Genomic DNA, 18,084 nt, shown 5'->3' on the forward strand with positions numbered 1-18,084 from the left:
ACCGACACGCGGGGGGAACGTCGAGTCGATGGACTGGGACGACTACTACTGGCCAGGAACCACAGTGCTGGCCAACAAACTTGGCCACCACAACCAACACGACCTCTCCGGCGAGGAATACATCTGGACCGCCGCCCGAGAAGAACTGGTCCGCAACGGCACCGCCCAAATTCAGCGCACGTTCGACGCCGAACACCTGCGAGCGCTGCACGGCTACCTGTTCCAAGACGTGTACGAGTGGGCCGGGCAGTACCGCGAAGTGAACATGAGCAAAGACGGCAAACCGTTCGCGCACCGCCACGACATCGACCACTACCTTGCCGCGGCCGCCACCACCGCCGCCGAAACCTCGTGGGCGACAGTGGACCGCGGCGAGTTCGCCGACCAATCAGCGGTCATCTACACCCTGATCAATCACGCCCACCCGTTCCGTGAAGGCAACGGCCGCGCCGCGAAACTGTTCATGGCCCAGATCGCCGAACAATCCGCCTACGACTACAACTTCACAGCCATCGACCCCTACGTGTGGAACATGCGCTCCGGGATGAGCCGCCCCGAGGCCGGGCGACTTCACCACCCGGCCCGCCGCCCTGACCCCGGTGCTCGAGTTCATCACCATCGAACGGCCCACCCCCACACCCGCCGCCGAAACCACCAGCCCTGCGCACGAGCACCAGCACCAGCACGAGCTGAGCTACGACCAACGCCCCGAACCCATCGCCTACCAACAACATCCCGAGCCGGTCCACTACAACCAGCTCCCCGACACCCCACACCACTACCGCGACAACGGCCCCGAACGTCCCGGACACCACCACGGCATCGAACGCTAACCACCGGAGCACGCACGCCAGGCCGCGAAGGAAGGAGATCCCAGGTGGACACCGAACCCAGCTACGCCGTCCGCTACCCCGACCTATTCGCCGGCCTGACCATCGAGCAGAAATGGAACGTGCACAACAACATTGCCAGCCACGTCCTCGACGGCTGGACACCAGGCCGCGCCGACATCGCTGACCTGACCGCGCTGGAACGCGGCGACATCGACGGCGACGAATACGTGCGGCGTGCGGACGCCCGATTGCCGCACGCCTGAACGCGCAAGCAGACCCAGCCACCCACCGAACACAGGACCAGTTCGCACATGACCTCTCGCTACCGAGCACTCATCGCCGCCGCGACACTCGGCGCCACCCTTCTCGGAGGGTGCGCCTCAGTTGCCGACGAGGACGCCGCGCCCGTGACTGACACGGCCGTCGATGTGATGCGCGGGCAGATCCCCGACACCGCCGGGCCCGAGGTGACAGTCAGCCGTGTCGTCGACGGCGACACCATCGAGGTCACCGATCGCGCCGGCGCCACGTCCACCGTCCGGCTCATCGGCGTGGACACCCCCGAAACCGTCAAACCCAACGCCCCCATTGAATGCTTCGGGCCACAAGCGAGCGACTACACCAGCACGATCCTCACCGGCCGCGCGGTGCGACTCGAACACGACCAGACCGTCGGCGACACCGACCGCTACGACCGCCAGCTGGCGTACGTGTGGACCGTCCAAGATCAGCGGTTGTTCAACCTGGCGCTCATCGAAGCCGGAGCTGCCCGTGAATACACCTACGACCGCACCCGCTACCGCTACCGGAATGCCTTCCGCGCCGCCCAGAGTGACGCTCAACGCGACCGTCACGGACTGTGGGGCCACTGCCCGACCGACAGCTAACCCCTGCCCACTGTCAGACCCCTACGACACTCCACCCACACAGGCCCCAACTCACAGAAGGTGACCGACATGGCTTCGCTCGTGTTCATCGCAACCGGTGTGCTGCTCGTTGCCATCCTGCTGTGGGGCATCGGCTCTGGCCTGGCCCGCCTGGTCGGCATCATCCTGTTCATCGACGGCATCGGCGGAATGTTCATCCACGGCGGCGACCTCGCCAACACCCGCTACCCCATCGAAGCCGGCATCGGCCTGGCCCTCTGGCTCGCCGGCCACTGGCTCTACGCCCTCAAACACCGACTGTGGCGCTCACACCTCGCGCTCGTGGTGTGGCGGCTACCCATTCTCTCGCTCCTGGCACCCATCCCCACCCGGTAATCACCGGCTGCGTCGCCCATGGCAGTTACGGTTGGCATCATGATGAGCCAGCCGATAGCGTCACAGCCCACCTGGCAATCAGGTTCCACGATCCTCGAAAGTGCTGACCGAGACGCGGTTCTCAATACGTGGCTTCGCGCCAACGAAGCACTTCAGGCAATCGTCGACGCGGTCGACGACGTGAAGCACCCCCCTTCCAAAGAGGCACGCAATATCGCTGCCCGCATCGACTCGCACCTCATCGACATACTTGGATGGGTTTGTGGCGAGATACGACGCGTCCTCTATGAGACCCCCTTTCCGATTGGTGGTTCAGCGGGATTGGCTTCAGACCGCCCCAGTGCGACAGAGCGATACTTGGTCGAGTTTGTAAGTCCGGTCGCCGTCGATGAGCTGACCGGGTTCCTCACTAACCTGCTACACGATCTAGCAACGGCAAAGATCGAGGGATGGCCCGAATACATCACCAGGTTCTTCGACGCGTGGCTTGGCCGCGTCGCGGGTACCGGTCTCAACTCGACCAGCCTGTGGCGGAATATCAATCTTGCAGTCCAATGGGATGACTCCGCGAGCATGGATGCTGCGGGCGATTTGTGGACCAGCCAGCTTGGGCGGTTGCTGGCGGACTATCGCGCACGAGTGGTACGTGCCCAAGCAGCGAGCGACGCCGGAGACGCAGTCGAAAGCGCGCAACGTTCCGCGCAGCTTGCGGCGCAAGCCGCCGGGGTTGCTGGCACTGCATCGATCTCCACCTATTTCACCGATTTGGCGAAGTCGGAACGACGAGTCTCGCGATTTTGGTCGGGTGTCGTTCCCGGGGCGTTGGCAGCAACGGCCGCCGTGGCGGGCGGCACCCTATGGTTCCTGCGCGCTGACACCTGGGTTGAACAACTCCTGCACCTTTCGCTCACACTTCCCTTCGCGGTGCTCGCCGCCTACGCCGCTAGTTTGTCGGCGCACCACCGACGCAGCTGGTGGTGGGCACAGGCAACCGCGGTTCAGTTGCGCTCCGTCGGAGGATTTGTCGAACAACTCAACGCCGAGCAGAAGGCCGAGATCCTGCACGACGTGGGAGTGCGAGTCTTTGGCGCACCAGAGATCGAACGGTCCAACAAGATTGACGATGCGTCAGTTCTCTCCATCGCCGCGACCGTGATCGAGCAACTGAAGATCGGATCGGCCGAAAAGTAATTGCGTGTGGAGCGCGAGAAGCGTTAGGACCCTAGGTTCCTAACGCGAACAACGGTTCCTGTCCGGGCATCCCAGCACCTAACGCTTCTGAGACCGCGGTGCGGTCCCATCCGCCGGTGAGTGCGGCGCGTACGGCGTGGGCGCGGGCTCGTCGGGCTTGGCGATCTAGACCGCTGGCGCCGCGGCCCCATCCGCTGCCGCCGCCGCGGTGTTTGCGGCCCATGTCGGTGAGGTTGTCGGACTGGCTACCGATCACGACGTGACGGGCGCCCACGCGCACACAGAGTGGGTTGTCGCATTCGTGCATGGCGACCAACCCGGCCGGCATCACGCCGTGGACGGCGGCGACGGCGAATCGTTGAGCGCGGACAACTTTCGGACCACCGGGTCGGCCGAGCCAGAACCGGCCGTAGCCGTCGTCGCCGATCGCGCCGACGAACACCGCACAGTCGTGCGGGTTGGGGCCGGCGATGACGTACCGGTTGAACCGCCGGATCTCGCCGGCGTGACCGACCGGGTCGACAACCAGCCGGTGGCTGGTCACGACCCGGCCTCGACCGAAAGAGCAAGCGCGGTGGTGATGTCCATGGGTGTGGTCTACCCCAGGACTACGACGCGAGTTCTGCCGGCGACTGGACCGGCTGACTGCCGCCGTCTCCCCCGGCCGCCGGCGCCGGCAGGTGTGGTGCACCGTCGGTGCCACTGTGCTCGGCGCTTGGCGCAGCGGTCTCGCTGTCTGCGGTGGCTTTGGATTCGTGAAGCCTGATCAGCCGACGCACTTCGGTGTCGGGCAGGTCGGAGAGCTCGGCGAGCGCGGCGATCGTTTCACCGCGATCCCGCATCGCTGCCAGCGCGGCGCCCATCCGAGTGTGTGCCTCGTCGACTTTGCTCTGGCACTTGGTCTTGGCCGCAGCGATCGCCTTGTCGCGGACCGTTTCTGCAGCCGGTACCGCTTCGGCCGCTTTGAGGACAGTGGCCAGATCGGTTTCGTTGGCCTGGTCGCGCAGTCGCTGCGCTTCGCGTTGCGCGGCGACCTTCTTCCGTGCGAGATCGCGTGCGGACATTCTTTTTTCGGTGGTAGCCACGAGGGCCCTCCCTCATCTGAACCTGTGTAAGCCCCGTACGTGCATACGAAACTTCTTGCAGCACTCGACGCCAGTTGAATGCAGCCCCAACATTACCCGCTGACGCGGCCGTTGGGGGGTTCTGGCAGACCGTTGTCGCCTGGTGGTCGAATCGCCGGTGTGCCGGCCCCGGGGGGCCTTGCACCGTCTTTTCGCCCTGTCTGTCTCCGCTGTCTGCTCTGTGCCCGATTTTTGATCTCGGTTCTTCGAACCATCGTCGCCTTTCGCCATGCCCTTCGGTCATGACCTGCTTGTTTGATCCCACAGCTTTGCTGTGAGTGATTAGTTCTGACACACCTCTGGCAGATCTTCTGACTTCGGGGGCGGCGCGCTTCTTCCACCACGGCCGTGGCCGGGTTATGGTGCGGTGGTGATGACCCTGCACGTGCTGCATGCCGGTGACGGCTACAGCTATCTGACCGACCAGGTGGCCAGTCAGGATCGCGAGCGCGAGCGGGGCCAGGAGATGGCCGATTACTACACCGCCCATGGCACTCCCCCGGGGTTGTGGTGGGGCGATGGGCTTCTCGCGCTCGAGGACCAGCGCCTGGCCGGCGGGGTCGGACATGACGCTTTGGCGGTCAACGGCACGGTCCGCGAAGAGCAGATGAAAGCGCTGTTCGGAGAAGCGTTGCACCCCAACGCTGATGCTCTGATCGACACGATGGTCGGCGAGGGTATGAAGCCGGCGGCGGCGATCAAGACCGCCCGGTTGGGCCGCAAGTTCCCGCACTACAACAACGACATCGAGTTGGTGAAAGCCACCGAAGCGAGCATCGAATCGTTCGTGGCCACCCACCACCGCCGCCCGAAAGTGGCCGAGGTCCGCGACATCGAACGCGACCACGGCCGCCGACTGTTCACCGCCGACAAGGGCCGGGCCCCGCTGACCGAGCGGGAACTGTCGTCGTGGATTGCCTTCGAGAAAGGCAAAGTGCGCCAACCAGTTGCCGGGTTCGACCTGGTGTTCACTCCCCCCAAATCGGTGTCCACGCTGTGGGCATTGGGTGATGAGCACACGCGCCGCACCATCGAACGCTGCCACCACGAGGCGGTCAACGACGCCCTCACGCACCTGCAGCAGGAAGCGATCTTCACCCGCTCCGGTGCCAGCGGTGGGCTGCAAGTCGACACCAAAGGGCTGATCGTGGCCCAGTTCGATCACTACGATTCCCGGGCCGGGGATCCGAACTTTCACACCCACGCCGCGGTGTCCCAGAAGGTCCAGGGCACCGACGGTGTGTGGCGATCCATCGACTCCAAAGCCCTGCACAAGGCCGCTGTGGCGCACTCGCAGCGCTACAACGGCGCAGTGATGGACCTGGTCTGCCGCGAGCTCGGTGTGGGCCGTGAGGTCCGCCAGATGGGCGAGGGCCGCCAGGCCGTCATCGAGATCGCCGGGGTGCTGCCCGAGCTGCGTGAAGAGTTCTCCGGCCGCCGCACCGCCATCGAGGCCCGCTACGACGAGCTGCTGCGCACCTACCGCGACGAGCACGGATACATGCCACCCAAACGCAGCATGTACCGGCTCATGCAGCAAGCCAACCTCGACACCCGCGAAGGCAAACAGGCCGGCAAGTCCCTCGCTGAGCTGCGTGAGGGGTGGCGTGATCGCGCCCTGACCGTCCTGGGATCCGAACGCAAACTCAATCGGATGATGGACCGAATCCTGCAGCGTGAGAACGCCGCCGACCGCGACTTTCTCGGCGTCGAGACCGAAGCACAGCAGGTCCTTGAGCACCTGTCCGAGCGGCGCTCGTCCTGGACGATGCACTCCCTGCGCGGGGCTGCCGAAGCACACTTGGCGGCCGTCGCGTTCGATGCTCCACACCAACGCCGAGCTGCGATCGACGCTGTCATAGACCACGCCCGAGCGGGTGTGATCGCATTGGCCACCCCCGAGTTCGCCCCCACCCCAGCGGCATTGCAACGCGCCAACGGCGAATCGCAACTGGTGCGCCACGACGAAACTCTGCTCACCACCACCGCCATCCTGGCCGCCGAAGACCGCGTGCACGCCGCGGCGAACACCCCCACCGGGCACGTCCTGACCCGCGCCCACGTCGAGCACATCTGCCAGCAGTTGCAGGCCGAGAACGGCCGCGAACTCAACCCCGGCCAACGCGCCCTGGTCGACCATTTCACTGGCTCCGGCGCCCTCCTCGCCGTCGGCGTAGGCCCCGCTGGTGCCGGCAAAACCACCGCCATGTCCGCCGCAACCAAAGCGTGGGAAGCGGCCGGACACAACGTCATCGCCCTCGCACCGTCCGCGGTCGCGGCCGAGAACCTGGCCGAAGAGATCGGTGTGGAAGGCCGAACGGTCGCCTCGTTTACCTATGCGTGGCGCGGAATCACGTGGGGCGGAACACACAAAGGCGTCTTCGACGACCGCCTGCCCGTGCGCCAGGGAACAGTCATGCTCGTCGACGAAGCATCGATGATGTCCACCGCCGACTGGGATGCGTTGCTCGCCCTGGCTCGTGAACGCGGCGCGATCATCCGGGCGTTGGGTGATCCGGCTCAGCTCGACGCAGTTGAGTCCGGTGGCCTGCTGCGGTCGCTCGCCGACCAGACCTACGCACCTGAACTCGACGAAGTCGTGCGGTTCGGCGACGACCACGTGCAAGCGAAGAACTCGATGGGATTGCGCAAAGGCGACCCTGCCGCGATCGACCTGTACGCCCGTCGCGGGTGGGTGCATGACGGCACCCTGGCCGAGCTGAAAACCCAGCTGGTGGCCGACCATATCGCTGACCTGGGCGCCGGCCGCAACAGCATCGTGTTGGCCTCCACAGTCAATGATGTGCGCGAGCTCAACTCAGCGATCCAGTCGATTCGCCGCGCCGAAGGTGTTGCCCGCACCGGCCGTCTGGCGGGTCTGTCCGATCAGCACATGGCCGGCGTCGGCGATCAAGTCGTCACCCGATCCAACGACCGCGGACCCGATGGCCGCACCAAAGGAGGAACGCGCCGCGGCGCCTATGTGCGAAACGGTGATGTGTGGACGGTCGTGAAAGTGCACCGCGACAAGACACTTACGGTGCGCCACCGCGACCACAAAGGCACCGTCCGGCTGACCGCCGACTACGTCGCGAAACACACCGAACTGGGCTACGCGATGACGATCCACCGCGCCCAAGGATTGACCGTCGACGTGACCCGCATGCTGCACTCGGTCACCGCCGACCGCGCCGGCCTCTACGTCGGATTGACCCGCGGCCGCTCCCAAAACCATGCCTACGTGCCGCTGGATCAAGAGCTGCCCATCGACGTGGAAAAGGTCCACGTCGACGGCGTACAACGCGCCCCCACCGCCGTCGAACTGCTGCGGGTCTCAGTCTCCCGCGACAACGGACACCGCACCGCCACCGAGGAACTACGCGCTGCTCTCGCTGCCGCATACGACCCCGAACGCCTCTCGGTGCACTACCACGCAGGCCAACGAATCCTGCGCGATGAGTACCTCAACCGGGTGCTGGATCAAGCTCTGCCCGAGACGATTCATCTGACCATGCGTGAGGCACACCTCGACAGTTACCACCGTCTGCGGGAACTGTTGATCGCCGAACACGACGCCGGCGGACACCCGGTGCACGTGCTCGCGGCCGCCCTGGGCGACCACACCTCACTGGCCGACGCGCACGACCCGGCCGCACTGATCGCCCACCGCATCGCCGAACAGCAGACCCGCACACCACGTCCGGTCGACGATGATCCGAACCGACTGGCTCCCCTGCCGCCCCGCCATCCCGGCACCGACGCCGAGCTGGCCGACTGGTGCCAGATCGCCGCGAACACCCACCAAGAAGCCCTCGAACGGCAGACCGATCCCCTGGCATCCGCGCTCGCCGATTATCGGGCAGCGGTCGCTCAGATCGACTCTGCACGACTCGATACAGCACTGTCCGTGCTCCCGGCTGAGGACCGCGACCACGTACGCAACGACCCAGCGACCCGCCGCCTCATCGCACGCTTGGGTGCAGCAGACCGCGCCGGATACGCCCCCGACCTGGTCACCGCAGCGGCGGTGCGTGACCTCCAGCTTGCCGACCAAGAGATCTCGGCGGCCGCCATCACCGAGCACCTCGACACCCACCTACCCAACGCACTCAACATCGCGCGGAACCGCTGGATCGACGCCCACCAGGTCGAAGTGGAACGCCTCGAAAGTGCCGGCATCGCCATCCGCAGCGGACACCCGACGCTCGGCACACTCATCGACGACATCGCTGCGCGAGAACGACTCTCCGGTGAAACCGCGATGCAGCTGGCGGGCCAACTGCAAGTCCGCAGCACACGTGCGCGGACCGCAGCCGGCGACGTCGACCCCGAAAAACTGCTCACCGCATGGCGTGAAGACCACCCTGTTGCCGCACTAGCAGCCGATCCGCGCGTACCGTCCTGGCTGCCCGCCCCTCCGCTGGCCGAGGGCAACGAACACGCCGTCGCCCACCACCGCCACCTCGCCGAAACCATCGCCGCCGCCGGGTCACAACTGGCCATCGACCGACCCCTATGGACCGAAACGCTCGGCGACTACCCCACCGACCAGACCGCCCAGCATCGATGGGAACACCTCGCCGGACAGATCCAAGCGTGGCGCACCGACCACGACATCACCTCCGACGTCGACCCCATCGGCCCCAAACCCGTTGACGCCAACTACCTTCACCAGCAGGCCCACCGGGACCTGCAACGCGACCTTGAGGAACTACGGCGCGCACACCACGCCGAACACGAGGGCGCGGCCGCTGCCGAACTCGAGCACGACCCACGGATTTACCGTGGGCCCACCCGCGACACCGGTGACCACACCAGCCGCGAAAACACCCACAACCGAAGGCTGTAGAAGCTGGAGCGGCGTCGCGGGATCGGTTGAATTCAGATCTCGACGGCGAGCGACTCGACGCGGCGTGTCATCACCGGTGGGGTTGCGGCGATTCGTCTCCACACGGGCCTTTCCCTACTCGCCGCGGTAGATCCCGTCGGGGCCCGCGGATCGAACGAAGTCTGCGAAGTCTGCGTTGCCTAGTGCCAGGTTGTTCTCGATCCACGACATCGCTGACGGGAGTACTCGCAGGGTCTGCCCGTGCTCGTCGGGGTATGTGGTGCCGCCGATGTTGATGGCCAAGATCGGGTGCTCGGGATGGGTCAGGGTCACTCGGTCGGCCACGAAAACGTAAAACGGTGGCGGCTCACCGATCCGTTCGAGAAGCTCCTCTACCGAATTGTTGAGGTAGGCAGGGTTATCGACCGCGATGAGGTCGGCCCTGAACCCTTCGTTCGGCTCAGGTGCGATCGCCGCCCTGCACACGTCATTCCATGCCTCGAAGTCGTCGTAATCGACGCGAATGAGTACCGACTCGTTCTTGAGTTCATCGGACCCCACGCTCGCGGTAGACATGCGCGGCAACTCCCCCGCGCGATGCGGCGGGGCGGTTATGGGCGGTGGCGGAGCATGGCGAGACGCGTCTCGGATGATTGTGTGGCCGGCCGATCCGGCGATGGGCCAGATGTCGAGCCGGACCACCGTCTCGTCGGTGTCTGGGCGCAGATCGCGACTTGATACGCGGATCATGTTCCATCCGTCCGGGATTGAGTCCAGAACTGGGCCGAACACACGATCATGGTCTGCTCTTGAGCTTCTAGCGAGCGGCTCAATGCGGGTCGGCATCAGCCCGAACTCGCTGCCTCCTTGCTCTATGTGATCCCACTGCTCCAGGTTGCCCAGAGGCGGCTCGCTTGGTGGGTCTCGACTTCAATGGCCATCCTTCGAGCTGTGTAGGGCAGCAGGAAAGTCAGTTCTGGGTCGTGCGGCGGGTAGGCGCCGGCCCATCTCGGGTCGTCCGGATTGGCCCGGTACCCCAGCACAAAGTCCGGGTCCAGCTGCACACCGATACTCAGCCGGTGAACTCCAATCGGCCAGTCGTCATAACTCCGAGTGGAGAACGCACCAATGACGGCAACAGCGTTGTTCGAATACGGCAATTCGTATCATGCGTACACCACGAATCATCTCCCCCGTCATGGGCACGACCAGGCTGCCTGTGCCCCTTTGTCCTTACTGAAAAACGTTACGTCAGCGCACACCGCTGGAACGATAAAAGAGCTTCAGGTTTCTTGTCCGAAAACCGGTCGACTACGGAGTTCGGCGCGCGAGAATTTGGTGTCTGCTCGTAGCCCCGGTGCTCACGTCGCGATGAAGGCCCGGCGCTCAGTTGCGCGTGCTGTTCCTGGCCGGGAATAACAGCACCGTATCTGAGCGACCGGACCTTCACCTGTTTCGGTGGCCGGTACTTTCGTGCCGACCACCGGGTATGTGGGGCGCCTATGAGGCGCAGTCGAACTCGCGGGTGGCGTCGTTGTAGACCCAGCGACCGTCTCGATAGTGGATTGATCCGTCGTCGGCCGAGATCGCATCGCCTGAGGCGACGAGTTCTGCCATAGCTCGCTCGGTCATCGTGTGGTGCTGCGCGGATACCGCTCTGCGGGCTTGGATGTCGGCGTTGATTGTTGTCCGTGTTGAGGGGTGCAGGGGTTTGAGCTCGCGTTCGTACCAGTTGCAGTCTTTGGAGTTGCAGTCGCCGAATGAGGCGTGCTCTTTGAGCCGCGACAGGCAGGACCACAGCTCAAGTCGATGCCAGACGATCATCGTGTCGTGGTAGCGAACCACGACACCATCTTTGGTCGATAGTGCTTGGTAGGCGGCGGTGTAGGAGCCCATCAGGGCAGTGAGTTCTTCCACTGCCACAGGGTGGTTGGGCCAGCACCCGGGGAGTTTTGAATGGCTCAGGCCGTAACGGCGGCGTAGCCATTCCACCCAGTCGACCAGCTCGTCCCAGAGGTCGCCGGCCTGGTCGGCGTCCAAGTGCCGCCAAGTTAGCGGCCCCCAACGGACCTGGACGGTCACGCCCACACTCGCACGTCGGTGTCGCCGTCTCCGTCACTGCCGAGCAGCGGTGCGACTTTGTCGAACAGGGCTTTAGAAGCATCGACTTCTTTGCGCCATGGCTTGTTTTCCCACACGGTCGGCAGATGCACAACGAACGGTGCAGCGCCGCGAGCGACGAGCAACGCATGATCGGTGGGCATCTGGCGGATGTCGCTGGGTTCCATGACGTTGCGGGTTCGTAGGCGGGGTGTGTGGGTGGGGTCGGTGATGGGTTCGTACTCGTCGATGGTTCCGCACAGACGGGAGAGCTCAGCCAGTTCACGGTCGCCGGACAGGCCCGGCAGGATCAGCCGAACGGGTGCTGAATCGGTGAATAGTTCGCCTTCTGCGTTGCCCCACCGTTGGATGTTCTGGGCCTTGTTGTGGGCGAACGCCCAGATGCTGATACCGCGACCGCCGGTGTCGTTCATCATGTTCGGCAGCCCGGGGATGGGTGCGACGGTGTTGACTTCGTCGAGCACGAGGCGAGCTGGTGGGTCGAGTCGCTCGCTGCGTGTGCGCAGCGATGCCCGGTCGAGGATGTGGTAGACCTCGGCGGCGAAGACGGCCACGATCGGGGCGACCGAACCGCTGGTCCCCTTGGACACCAGGTACAGCGTGTTGGGCCCACCCAGTACCAACTGTTCGAGGTCCACGGATTCGTCAGCGGGGGTGTCGACGGCCGCCAGCAGTCGCGGATTCGACAGGGGTTCGACCAGGGTGGCCACCGCGTGGAACATGTCGTCGCTGGAATCTGATTGTGCTTCGACGATTTGCCGGATCTCGGCCGCCCATGCTGGATTGACCGAGTCCAGGATTTCCAGGGGCTCGCTTGCTCGCCGGTTGGTGACCCACGAACACACTGCGGCCAAGCCCTTTTCGCGGTGTGCGGCAGCGTGCAGGTAGCAACGCATCAGGGTTTTCGCTTTGCCTTCCCAGAAGGAGGAGTCCTTGGTGTCGCCCATCGGCACTGCTTTGACCCAGGCCTCGGCGCGTCGGGCAGCTGTCTCCTCGTCGTCGCAGCCGGCCAGCAACGACCAGCGCAGCGGGTCGGGATGGCCGATGAGCCCTTCGGGGTCGAAGATCTCTGCCTGACCCAGCGCCGACCGGTACCGCCAGGTTGAGGCGATCAGGTCACGTTTGGTGGTGGTGGCGAGCAGGAATCCTGGGGCGTCCCAACACCGTTGAATTGCCACACGGGAGGTCTTGCCGGCACCGGTGGGTGCCTCACACAGGACGCAGTCGCGGTGTTGCAGATAGATCGGAGTCCCGGTCAGCACGTTCGATCCGAGCCTGATCGCAGCAGCTTGGCTGTCAATGGACCGCAGAGGCCGGTCTTGCAGCGACCGGAAGTCGTTCCGTGCACGCTCGGTCGCGCCCTTCTCATTCATTTGCAACCGCAGCAGCTCCCGGTCATCGCCCAAGCCCGATGTCTTTGCCTTATTGCGGTGGGCCCGGTTCTGGGCGATCGATTCGGCGATTCCCGCGCAGGCGCCGGAAATGATGAGGCCGATGGCCATGCAGATCCAGGTCAGGACCGGTCCGCCGGGCACGGGCTGTGAGGGCCACCGCGCGGCCGGGTCGCCGGGTGAGGTGAGTATGGCTTTGTATCCGCCCACGCCGAATGGTCCTGCTGGCCAGGCGAAGCCGTGACCGGATAGCAGGCCCGACATGGCCCCGCCGAAGGGAACGGTCGCCGTGGCCACGAACACCAGCAAACACAGCGGGAACACCCACCACGCGATCAGCGGTGTGCGGGGCGGTGCGGGTGCGGGTCGTCCTCCGATGGCGCTCACGATCGGGCCCCTGTCTGGGTTGTGGTCAGCTGGCCGGCGGGTACAGGTACCGGGCGTGCAGTGGGCAGGTTCGCGGCTACCTCACGCAGGTGAGCGGCCACGGTGCGGTCAGAGTCGGTGTCGGCGGCCGCGAGGATCGTCGTGGTGAAGTGGTCGGGCTCGCTACTGGCCAGGACGGCGGTCAGCGCAGCTGCGGCCGCGATCCGGGTTCGCGCTTCGGTCGCGTCGATGCCGGGGGCATCGGCCCGCCCGAACAGTTGGGAGATTTCCGCACGCAGCGCGATCCGGCGAGGATCGACGGTGTCGGTCATGACGCGGCCGTTTCGCTGTCGTCGACGACGAACAGGGTGTCCAGGCGCACTTCGTGCCAGCTCTGATAGCCGGGCACCCGGCACTGCGGCACGGCCGGGTTTTGCTCGGCGACATCGACGGTGATCGCGACTTGGTGGCGGGCGGCGGACGCGGCCACCGAATCAGCATCGATGTCAGGGTGGCAGGTGTGCAGCAGCAGCCGCACGACCTCCAACCCTTGGTGTTCACGGGCTTTGCCGGCCAGGAACACCGCCTTCTCCGCCGCCGACAGTTCCGCGGACAGATCGTCGCCCCGGTCGTAAATGTTGTCGTTGGAATGGAACTCGCCGTACCAGGCTTCGGTGCCGTCGGCGTTGCACACCGCGTAGGTGCTGACTTCGGCGTCGCCGGCTGACCACAACTCGATCATTGGTGCCTCGTGCGCGGATTCGACGACCTGGGCGGCGCGTTCGGCCACCACCCGGTCTCGGATCTCGTTGTAGTCGATGCCGAGTTGTTTACGCATCTCGGTTTTCACTTTCGGCCACAAGGTGCGGGTGTCGAGTTTGTGGGTTTTGGCCCACCCGTACAGGGCGGTGTGGGTGTCGAGGGTGCGCAGCTCGTCGGCGTTCTCGCGCACAGCCGTTTCAGCGGTGGTCCAGTCAGCTTTGGTGCTCATCGGTCGTTCTCCTTGTCGTGGTGGATGATTGGGGCAGGGCAGGGCAGGTCAGTCGCGTCCGGCAGCGTCGGTTAGTGGGTCGGTGCGTGCGGCGTACGTCAGCCCGAGTCGGGAGCTGTGGGCGACGACGTGATCACAGGCGGCATCCAGGGCCCGCCGCACGCGTCGCTCAGATTCAGCAGTGATCACCTCGATCGCCACGAAGACCTCCCCGGCGCGGCGGGTGGGAATGACCTCCACGGTCGGCACCGCGTGCAGGTAGTCACCGATCAAGGCCGTGCACTCGCGTTCAGTCGACCCGATATCGGCTGCCGTCGCCGGGGCGAGGAACCCATGGACGATCGCGGTGTAGCGCCGGGGTGGCTTCATTGAGGAGCGGACGGTGAACCGATCAATCCCGTCCATCATGGTCGGTACAGCCGTGAGCATCGTGGCCATGGATCGTCCTTTCGCTGCGGTGCAGGGGTTTTAGGGTGTGGTGCCTTCGAGGACGTCGTTGGTGTTGGTGAGGGCGATTTCGTCGGAGGACCGCATGTGTTGCATGAGGATCGGGTCGCGGTTTTTCATCACGACCAGGCACTGGCCGCGGCCGAGTTGCATGAGGACGTCGCGGGTTTCCGGGGGCAGGTGGTACATGTCGCACACCGCTTCGGCGTCATCGGCGCGGCCCTGTTTGTAGAGCTTGACGATGTCGGCTTCCTGCATCAGGGCCCGTGACGGAGAGTCGGCGGGGTGATCGGACAGGTGGTGAAACGCACTCGACGTCGACAGACCCAGCCCGCGCGAAAGTTTCATGTTGGCGCGGGCGGTGTCGCCGGTGGAGCCGTCACCGAGTGACCAGCCTTCCTCGAACACCTCGACGGTTTGGGTGCGGTTCTGTGAGCGGGCAGCAAGCCGGTTCGACAACCACGTTTGCGCGGTGGTCATCACGACCTGGACGGCTTTGCCCTGCTCAGGCAGGCCGGAGATGTCGAAGTGCACGAACGGGTGCTCGAGAGCGTCGTGGACTGCTTGGCTGGTGGGCCGGTCGACAAGTCCGCGGAGCTCGCCGTCGATGAGCTCGAGCAGGGTCAGCCCGGCGTCCACGCCCCATTCGAGCGAGCGGGAGGCCCAGCGGGAGCCGAAGTAGCCGCCGTCGCCAAGGTTGTCCAAGATTTCCGGTGACAGTTCGGCGCCGTTGCGGACCGCGTCGTAGGCCGCAGTCGACATGCCGGGGTCGGGATCGAGGAGTTGGCCGGCGACCTCGACCAGCAGCGGCTCTCGGTTGGCGGCTTTGGCGCGTTCGTTCACGATCGCCAGGGCGCGGCGCACCGCGGCCCGCATTTTCGGGGTGATGGGTTGTTCCATCGCGTCTTTGAGGACCGCGAGCAGCAGGGCTTGCTGGCCGGCCGGGACGACGCCGGCCACACCGCCCTTGTGGCGGCCGTCGGTGGAGATGGCCGGGTCGAGCAGGTTCAGGCTCACCCCGGCCCCGTCGAGGAGGAACTCGATCGACGGTGCGCCCAAGGCATCGGCGATCGACCCGTACTCACCCCGCCCGCCTTGGCGTTTTTTGTCGAAGACGACTACTTGCCGGTTGAGGATAAGTTGCCGAAACACACTGGTTTTCATGTCCGAGGACTTGCCGGTCCCGACATCGCCGATGTTGCAGGTGTTCACCCCGTCGATGACGCCTTCTTTGTACAGCTCGAACGGGTCCAGGCGCACAACCGATTGGCCCATCAGGTTCTGGCCGGTGATCAGGCCGGAGTGGGCAATGGCGCGGCGGGTGGTGAACAGGTTGAGCGCTTCGGCCTGGCGGGTGGTGGTCCAGCCGCCGGCGGGGCGGCGTTCGTACCAGCCCGCCCGATCAAGCCAACGTTTACGCAGCGGCGGATCACGCCGCTCCATCATCGGGGCGTAAGCGCCCCATTCGTCGAGGCCGCCGCCCCCATTACCGTGGCGGGCTTGTTCTCTGAGCAGCTGCACATCGGCCAGGTCGGCGTCGTAGTGCTCCATACCGTCGTCATCGAGGTACACCGGCTCGTCGGCTTTACCCATCACCCAGCGCATCCAGCCGCGAATGGCCTGGCTGCGCGAACGCTCGACGTCTTCGTCGGAATAGTAGGGCTCGTCGGGGTAGGCGTGGGCGCCGGTTCGTGTACTCATCAGTGCGACCTTGGGGGCTAGTTGCGGGTGAACTTGGTACGGGCCAGACCACGCCCGAGGGGCAGGGTCCAGAACTGGGCGATGTCGTGATCGTCGGTGCACCAACGGATTTCCGGGATCGCTGAATCGCCGGCGGCGGCGGTCACCCGGTCACACGCCCGGTCCAGGTCATCGGCGTCGCGGCCGGTGACCGCGACCGCCATAGACCAGATGACCCCGTGGTAGCCGGTGCCGGCTTTGAGGTCTTCGCGGCGCCGCGCCGACGACGAGGACAGCACTTCTTCCGAGCCGTCACTGATCTGCCCTTTTTGTTGCAGCTCAATGGCTTTGGCCGCGTCGTTGGTGGCATGTCGTTTGGTGGCCTGACGGGCGATCCGGGCGGCACCAGATCCATGCGGACGGTGATCGTGCGCATGGTCGGCGCCGGGGGCAGATCATCGCCGGGGTCACCGGGATCGGGCTCGACGCGCGAGAGCAACGGGGTCAGCCATGCCGGCCCCAGCTGTACCGGCGGGATCTTGCTCGGCGGTATCACCCCGACGCGGGTGTGCCAATACTCGTCGCGGCGGTCGGGGTCGGTGGAGGCGCGCACCAGCACCGAGTCGTGGCCACCGAAGAACGAGGGGATCCAGTTCCGCCAGCTCGCGCCTTGGTGGCGGTCCAGGGCGAACGAGGGGTTCATCATGGCCCGCATCACCGCACACGCTCGTTGTTCGCCGAGCACGTCGACCCGGCCGAACCCGGCCGACTGCAGCGCCCGTTGAATCCGGGCGGCTTCGTCGCGGATCACCTGTGCCACGCCACCTTCAGGGGTCGCGTTCTTACTGCGGGCGATCCGCGCGGCCTCCCGCATCAACCGCCCGTTCTCCGGGACCGCGATCGACAGATACGAATACGGCTCTTCCGAGTACGGCCGGGCGTCGTCGATCAGATGCCCGTAGGACACGATCGCCGGAGTCAGTAACTCGACCCTCTCCGGTGAGGTTTCACGGAGCTGTTCGATCTTCTTCTGCACCCACTGCTCGTGCGGGTCCAGGTCGGCCGGCACCACCCGCAGCACCAGCTGCAAACTGCGGGTGAACACGGTGTCGCGGGCCGCGGCGTTGAGGACAGATTCGCTGTAGGCCGCCTGGTTTTGCGCCCACCGCTCGTTCGACCGCAGCCCTTCGGCCTGACCCTGGACCGACATGATCAGCTGGAAGTAGGGCCGCTCCCCCGGGTTGTGGTGCCACAAGATGAACAGATCATCCAGACCCGTGCCGGTCAGGTCGATAGGCTCGCACGCCCCCAGCGCCGGCGGGAACGTCCACCCCGGATCAACCTGCGGGTCGCCGTAATCAGGGTCAGGGGCGATACCCAGAGCGGGGTCGCCGGGAGTGAGCCAAATGTGGCGGCCATCGCGCCGCCGCCACCACGTCGAGCACCGGTGCGCAGCAATCCCGGCCAGCGATTCGTCGCCGATCAACTTCAATGTCGACCCGGCCGTGGCCACAATGATGACCGCGCACAGTCCCAACCCGATCAGGCCAGGCATCATGATCATGACCATGAGCCCGCTCAGCGCCCCGATCGTGCACAAGATCAGCTGGGCGGCCGGAAGGCCACGTGAGGCGACCTCGCCGCCGAGGACCGAAGTCCGAACCTCTTCGTGCATGGGGACTGTCATCGCGGTCGTTGTCCTTTCTGGTCAGGCATGGCTGGTCAGGTGTTGTCGGGGGTGGGCGCGGAGTCAGCGGCGACGCCGTGGGTGCGGCTGGCGGCGTTGATCGCTGCGGCCCGGGCACCGCCCGAGACTCCGGCGCTCGCGGCGTGGCCGGTCATCGACACGC

At 65.4% G+C, this 18,084-nt stretch carries 16 protein-coding genes; 5 read left to right on the forward strand and 11 right to left on the reverse strand.

The genetic code is table 11. The annotated features are described in order from the left end of the window. Window positions 1-28 precede the first annotated feature (28 nt). The 4 genes from W823_RS56830 (at window position 29) to W823_RS51225 (ending at window position 3,286) form a co-directional block, all read left to right on the forward strand. Window positions 29-1,096 (forward strand): Fic family protein, encoded by a 1,068-nt coding sequence (locus tag W823_RS56830; protein ID WP_051406667.1) that lies wholly within the window; start codon window positions 29-31, stop codon window positions 1,094-1,096. Window positions 1,097-1,144: 48 nt separating this feature from the next. Then, window positions 1,145-1,720: a thermonuclease family protein gene (locus W823_RS51215; protein ID WP_023961503.1), complete on the forward strand. Its 576-nt coding sequence runs from the start codon at window positions 1,145-1,147 to the stop codon at window positions 1,718-1,720. Window positions 1,721-1,789: 69 nt separating this feature from the next. Next, the gene (locus W823_RS51220; protein ID WP_023961505.1) at window positions 1,790-2,095 is read left to right on the forward strand and encodes a hypothetical protein; all 306 of its coding nucleotides are present in this window, start codon (window positions 1,790-1,792) and stop codon (window positions 2,093-2,095) included. Between the two features lie 39 nt (window positions 2,096-2,134). Further along, window positions 2,135-3,286, forward strand: coding sequence for a hypothetical protein (locus W823_RS51225; RefSeq protein ID WP_023961506.1), 1,152 nt, complete (start codon window positions 2,135-2,137; stop codon window positions 3,284-3,286). Between the two features lie 31 nt (window positions 3,287-3,317). Here W823_RS51225 and W823_RS51230 read toward each other — a convergent pair whose 3' ends face one another. Together W823_RS51230 and W823_RS56835 are read right to left on the reverse strand one after the other, a co-directional pair. Beyond that, window positions 3,318-3,830, reverse strand: coding sequence for an HNH endonuclease (locus tag W823_RS51230; RefSeq protein WP_023961508.1), 513 nt, complete (start codon window positions 3,828-3,830; stop codon window positions 3,318-3,320). A 64-nt stretch (window positions 3,831-3,894) separates the two neighbouring features. Beyond that, window positions 3,895-4,350, reverse strand: coding sequence for a hypothetical protein (locus W823_RS56835; protein WP_023961510.1), 456 nt, complete (start codon window positions 4,348-4,350; stop codon window positions 3,895-3,897). 433 nt (window positions 4,351-4,783) lie between these two features. On the opposite strand from W823_RS56835, the gene mobF reads away from it, so the two are divergent. Next, entirely contained in the window at window positions 4,784-9,259 is a 4,476-nt protein-coding gene (gene mobF / locus W823_RS51235; protein ID WP_023961512.1) for a MobF family relaxase, read from the forward strand. Window positions 9,260-9,373: 114 nt separating this feature from the next. Here the strand turns inward: mobF and W823_RS56840 are convergent, their stop codons facing one another. The 9 genes from W823_RS56840 to W823_RS51270 all read right to left on the reverse strand — a co-directional run bounded on the left by W823_RS56840 (window position 9,374) and on the right by W823_RS51270 (window position 17,921). Continuing rightward, on the reverse strand, window positions 9,374-9,988 hold the full coding sequence (locus tag W823_RS56840) for a hypothetical protein (protein WP_161634038.1): 615 nt from the start codon (window positions 9,986-9,988) through the stop codon (window positions 9,374-9,376). Window positions 9,989-10,738: 750 nt separating this feature from the next. Then, window positions 10,739-11,278: a hypothetical protein gene (locus tag W823_RS56845; protein WP_023961518.1), complete on the reverse strand. Its 540-nt coding sequence runs from the start codon at window positions 11,276-11,278 to the stop codon at window positions 10,739-10,741. 38 nt (window positions 11,279-11,316) lie between these two features. Further along, on the reverse strand, window positions 11,317-13,137 hold the full coding sequence (locus W823_RS51245; protein ID WP_023961520.1) for a type IV secretory system conjugative DNA transfer family protein: 1,821 nt from the start codon (window positions 13,135-13,137) through the stop codon (window positions 11,317-11,319). Next, window positions 13,134-13,448: a hypothetical protein gene (locus tag W823_RS51250; RefSeq protein ID WP_023961522.1), complete on the reverse strand. Its 315-nt coding sequence runs from the start codon at window positions 13,446-13,448 to the stop codon at window positions 13,134-13,136. The genes W823_RS51245 and W823_RS51250 overlap by 4 nt, the downstream gene beginning before the upstream one ends. After that, a complete protein-coding gene (locus W823_RS51255) occupies window positions 13,445-14,107 on the reverse strand; it encodes a hypothetical protein (RefSeq protein WP_023961524.1) in 663 nt (220 codons plus the stop codon). The genes W823_RS51250 and W823_RS51255 overlap by 4 nt, the downstream gene beginning before the upstream one ends. A 48-nt stretch (window positions 14,108-14,155) precedes the next feature. Continuing rightward, window positions 14,156-14,545 carry a hypothetical protein gene (locus W823_RS51260; protein ID WP_023961526.1) on the reverse strand — a complete coding sequence of 130 codons (390 nt, stop codon included), beginning with the start codon at window positions 14,543-14,545 and terminating at the stop codon, window positions 14,156-14,158. 30 nt (window positions 14,546-14,575) lie between these two features. Beyond that, window positions 14,576-16,255: a hypothetical protein gene (locus W823_RS51265; protein ID WP_023961528.1), complete on the reverse strand. Its 1,680-nt coding sequence runs from the start codon at window positions 16,253-16,255 to the stop codon at window positions 14,576-14,578. Window positions 16,256-16,272: 17 nt separating this feature from the next. Continuing rightward, complete coding sequence (locus W823_RS59365; protein ID WP_023961530.1) at window positions 16,273-16,401, reverse strand: hypothetical protein; 129 nt, start codon at window positions 16,399-16,401, stop codon at window positions 16,273-16,275. Next, complete coding sequence (locus W823_RS51270) at window positions 16,398-17,921, reverse strand: hypothetical protein (protein ID WP_152538154.1); 1,524 nt, start codon at window positions 17,919-17,921, stop codon at window positions 16,398-16,400. Before W823_RS51270 ends, W823_RS59365 begins: the two co-directional genes overlap by 4 nt. Between the last annotated feature and the right edge of the window lie 163 nt (window positions 17,922-18,084).

The sequence above is a fragment of the Williamsia sp. D3 genome (assembly GCF_000506245.1).
GTDB lineage: Bacteria > Actinomycetota > Actinomycetes > Mycobacteriales > Mycobacteriaceae > Williamsia > Williamsia muralis.

Coding starts and splice junctions, on each gene's coding strand:
- W823_RS56830 (WP_051406667.1), top strand. CDS start 29: ATGGACTGGGACGACTACTACTGGCCAGGAACCACAGTGCTGGCCAAC.
- W823_RS51215 (WP_023961503.1), top strand. CDS start 1,145: ATGACCTCTCGCTACCGAGCACTCATCGCCGCCGCGACACTCGGCGCC.
- W823_RS51220 (WP_023961505.1), top strand. CDS start 1,790: ATGGCTTCGCTCGTGTTCATCGCAACCGGTGTGCTGCTCGTTGCCATC.
- W823_RS51225 (WP_023961506.1), top strand. CDS start 2,135: ATGATGAGCCAGCCGATAGCGTCACAGCCCACCTGGCAATCAGGTTCC.
- W823_RS56835 (WP_023961510.1), bottom strand. CDS start 4,350: ATGTCCGCACGCGATCTCGCACGGAAGAAGGTCGCCGCGCAACGCGAA.
- mobF (WP_023961512.1), top strand. CDS start 4,784: ATGACCCTGCACGTGCTGCATGCCGGTGACGGCTACAGCTATCTGACC.
- W823_RS56840 (WP_161634038.1), bottom strand. CDS start 9,988: ATGATCCGCGTATCAAGTCGCGATCTGCGCCCAGACACCGACGAGACG.
- W823_RS51250 (WP_023961522.1), bottom strand. CDS start 13,448: ATGACCGACACCGTCGATCCTCGCCGGATCGCGCTGCGTGCGGAAATC.
- W823_RS51255 (WP_023961524.1), bottom strand. CDS start 14,107: ATGAGCACCAAAGCTGACTGGACCACCGCTGAAACGGCTGTGCGCGAG.
- W823_RS51260 (WP_023961526.1), bottom strand. CDS start 14,545: ATGGCCACGATGCTCACGGCTGTACCGACCATGATGGACGGGATTGAT.
- W823_RS51265 (WP_023961528.1), bottom strand. CDS start 16,255: ATGAGTACACGAACCGGCGCCCACGCCTACCCCGACGAGCCCTACTAT.
- W823_RS51270 (WP_152538154.1), bottom strand. CDS start 17,921: ATGACAGTCCCCATGCACGAAGAGGTTCGGACTTCGGTCCTCGGCGGC.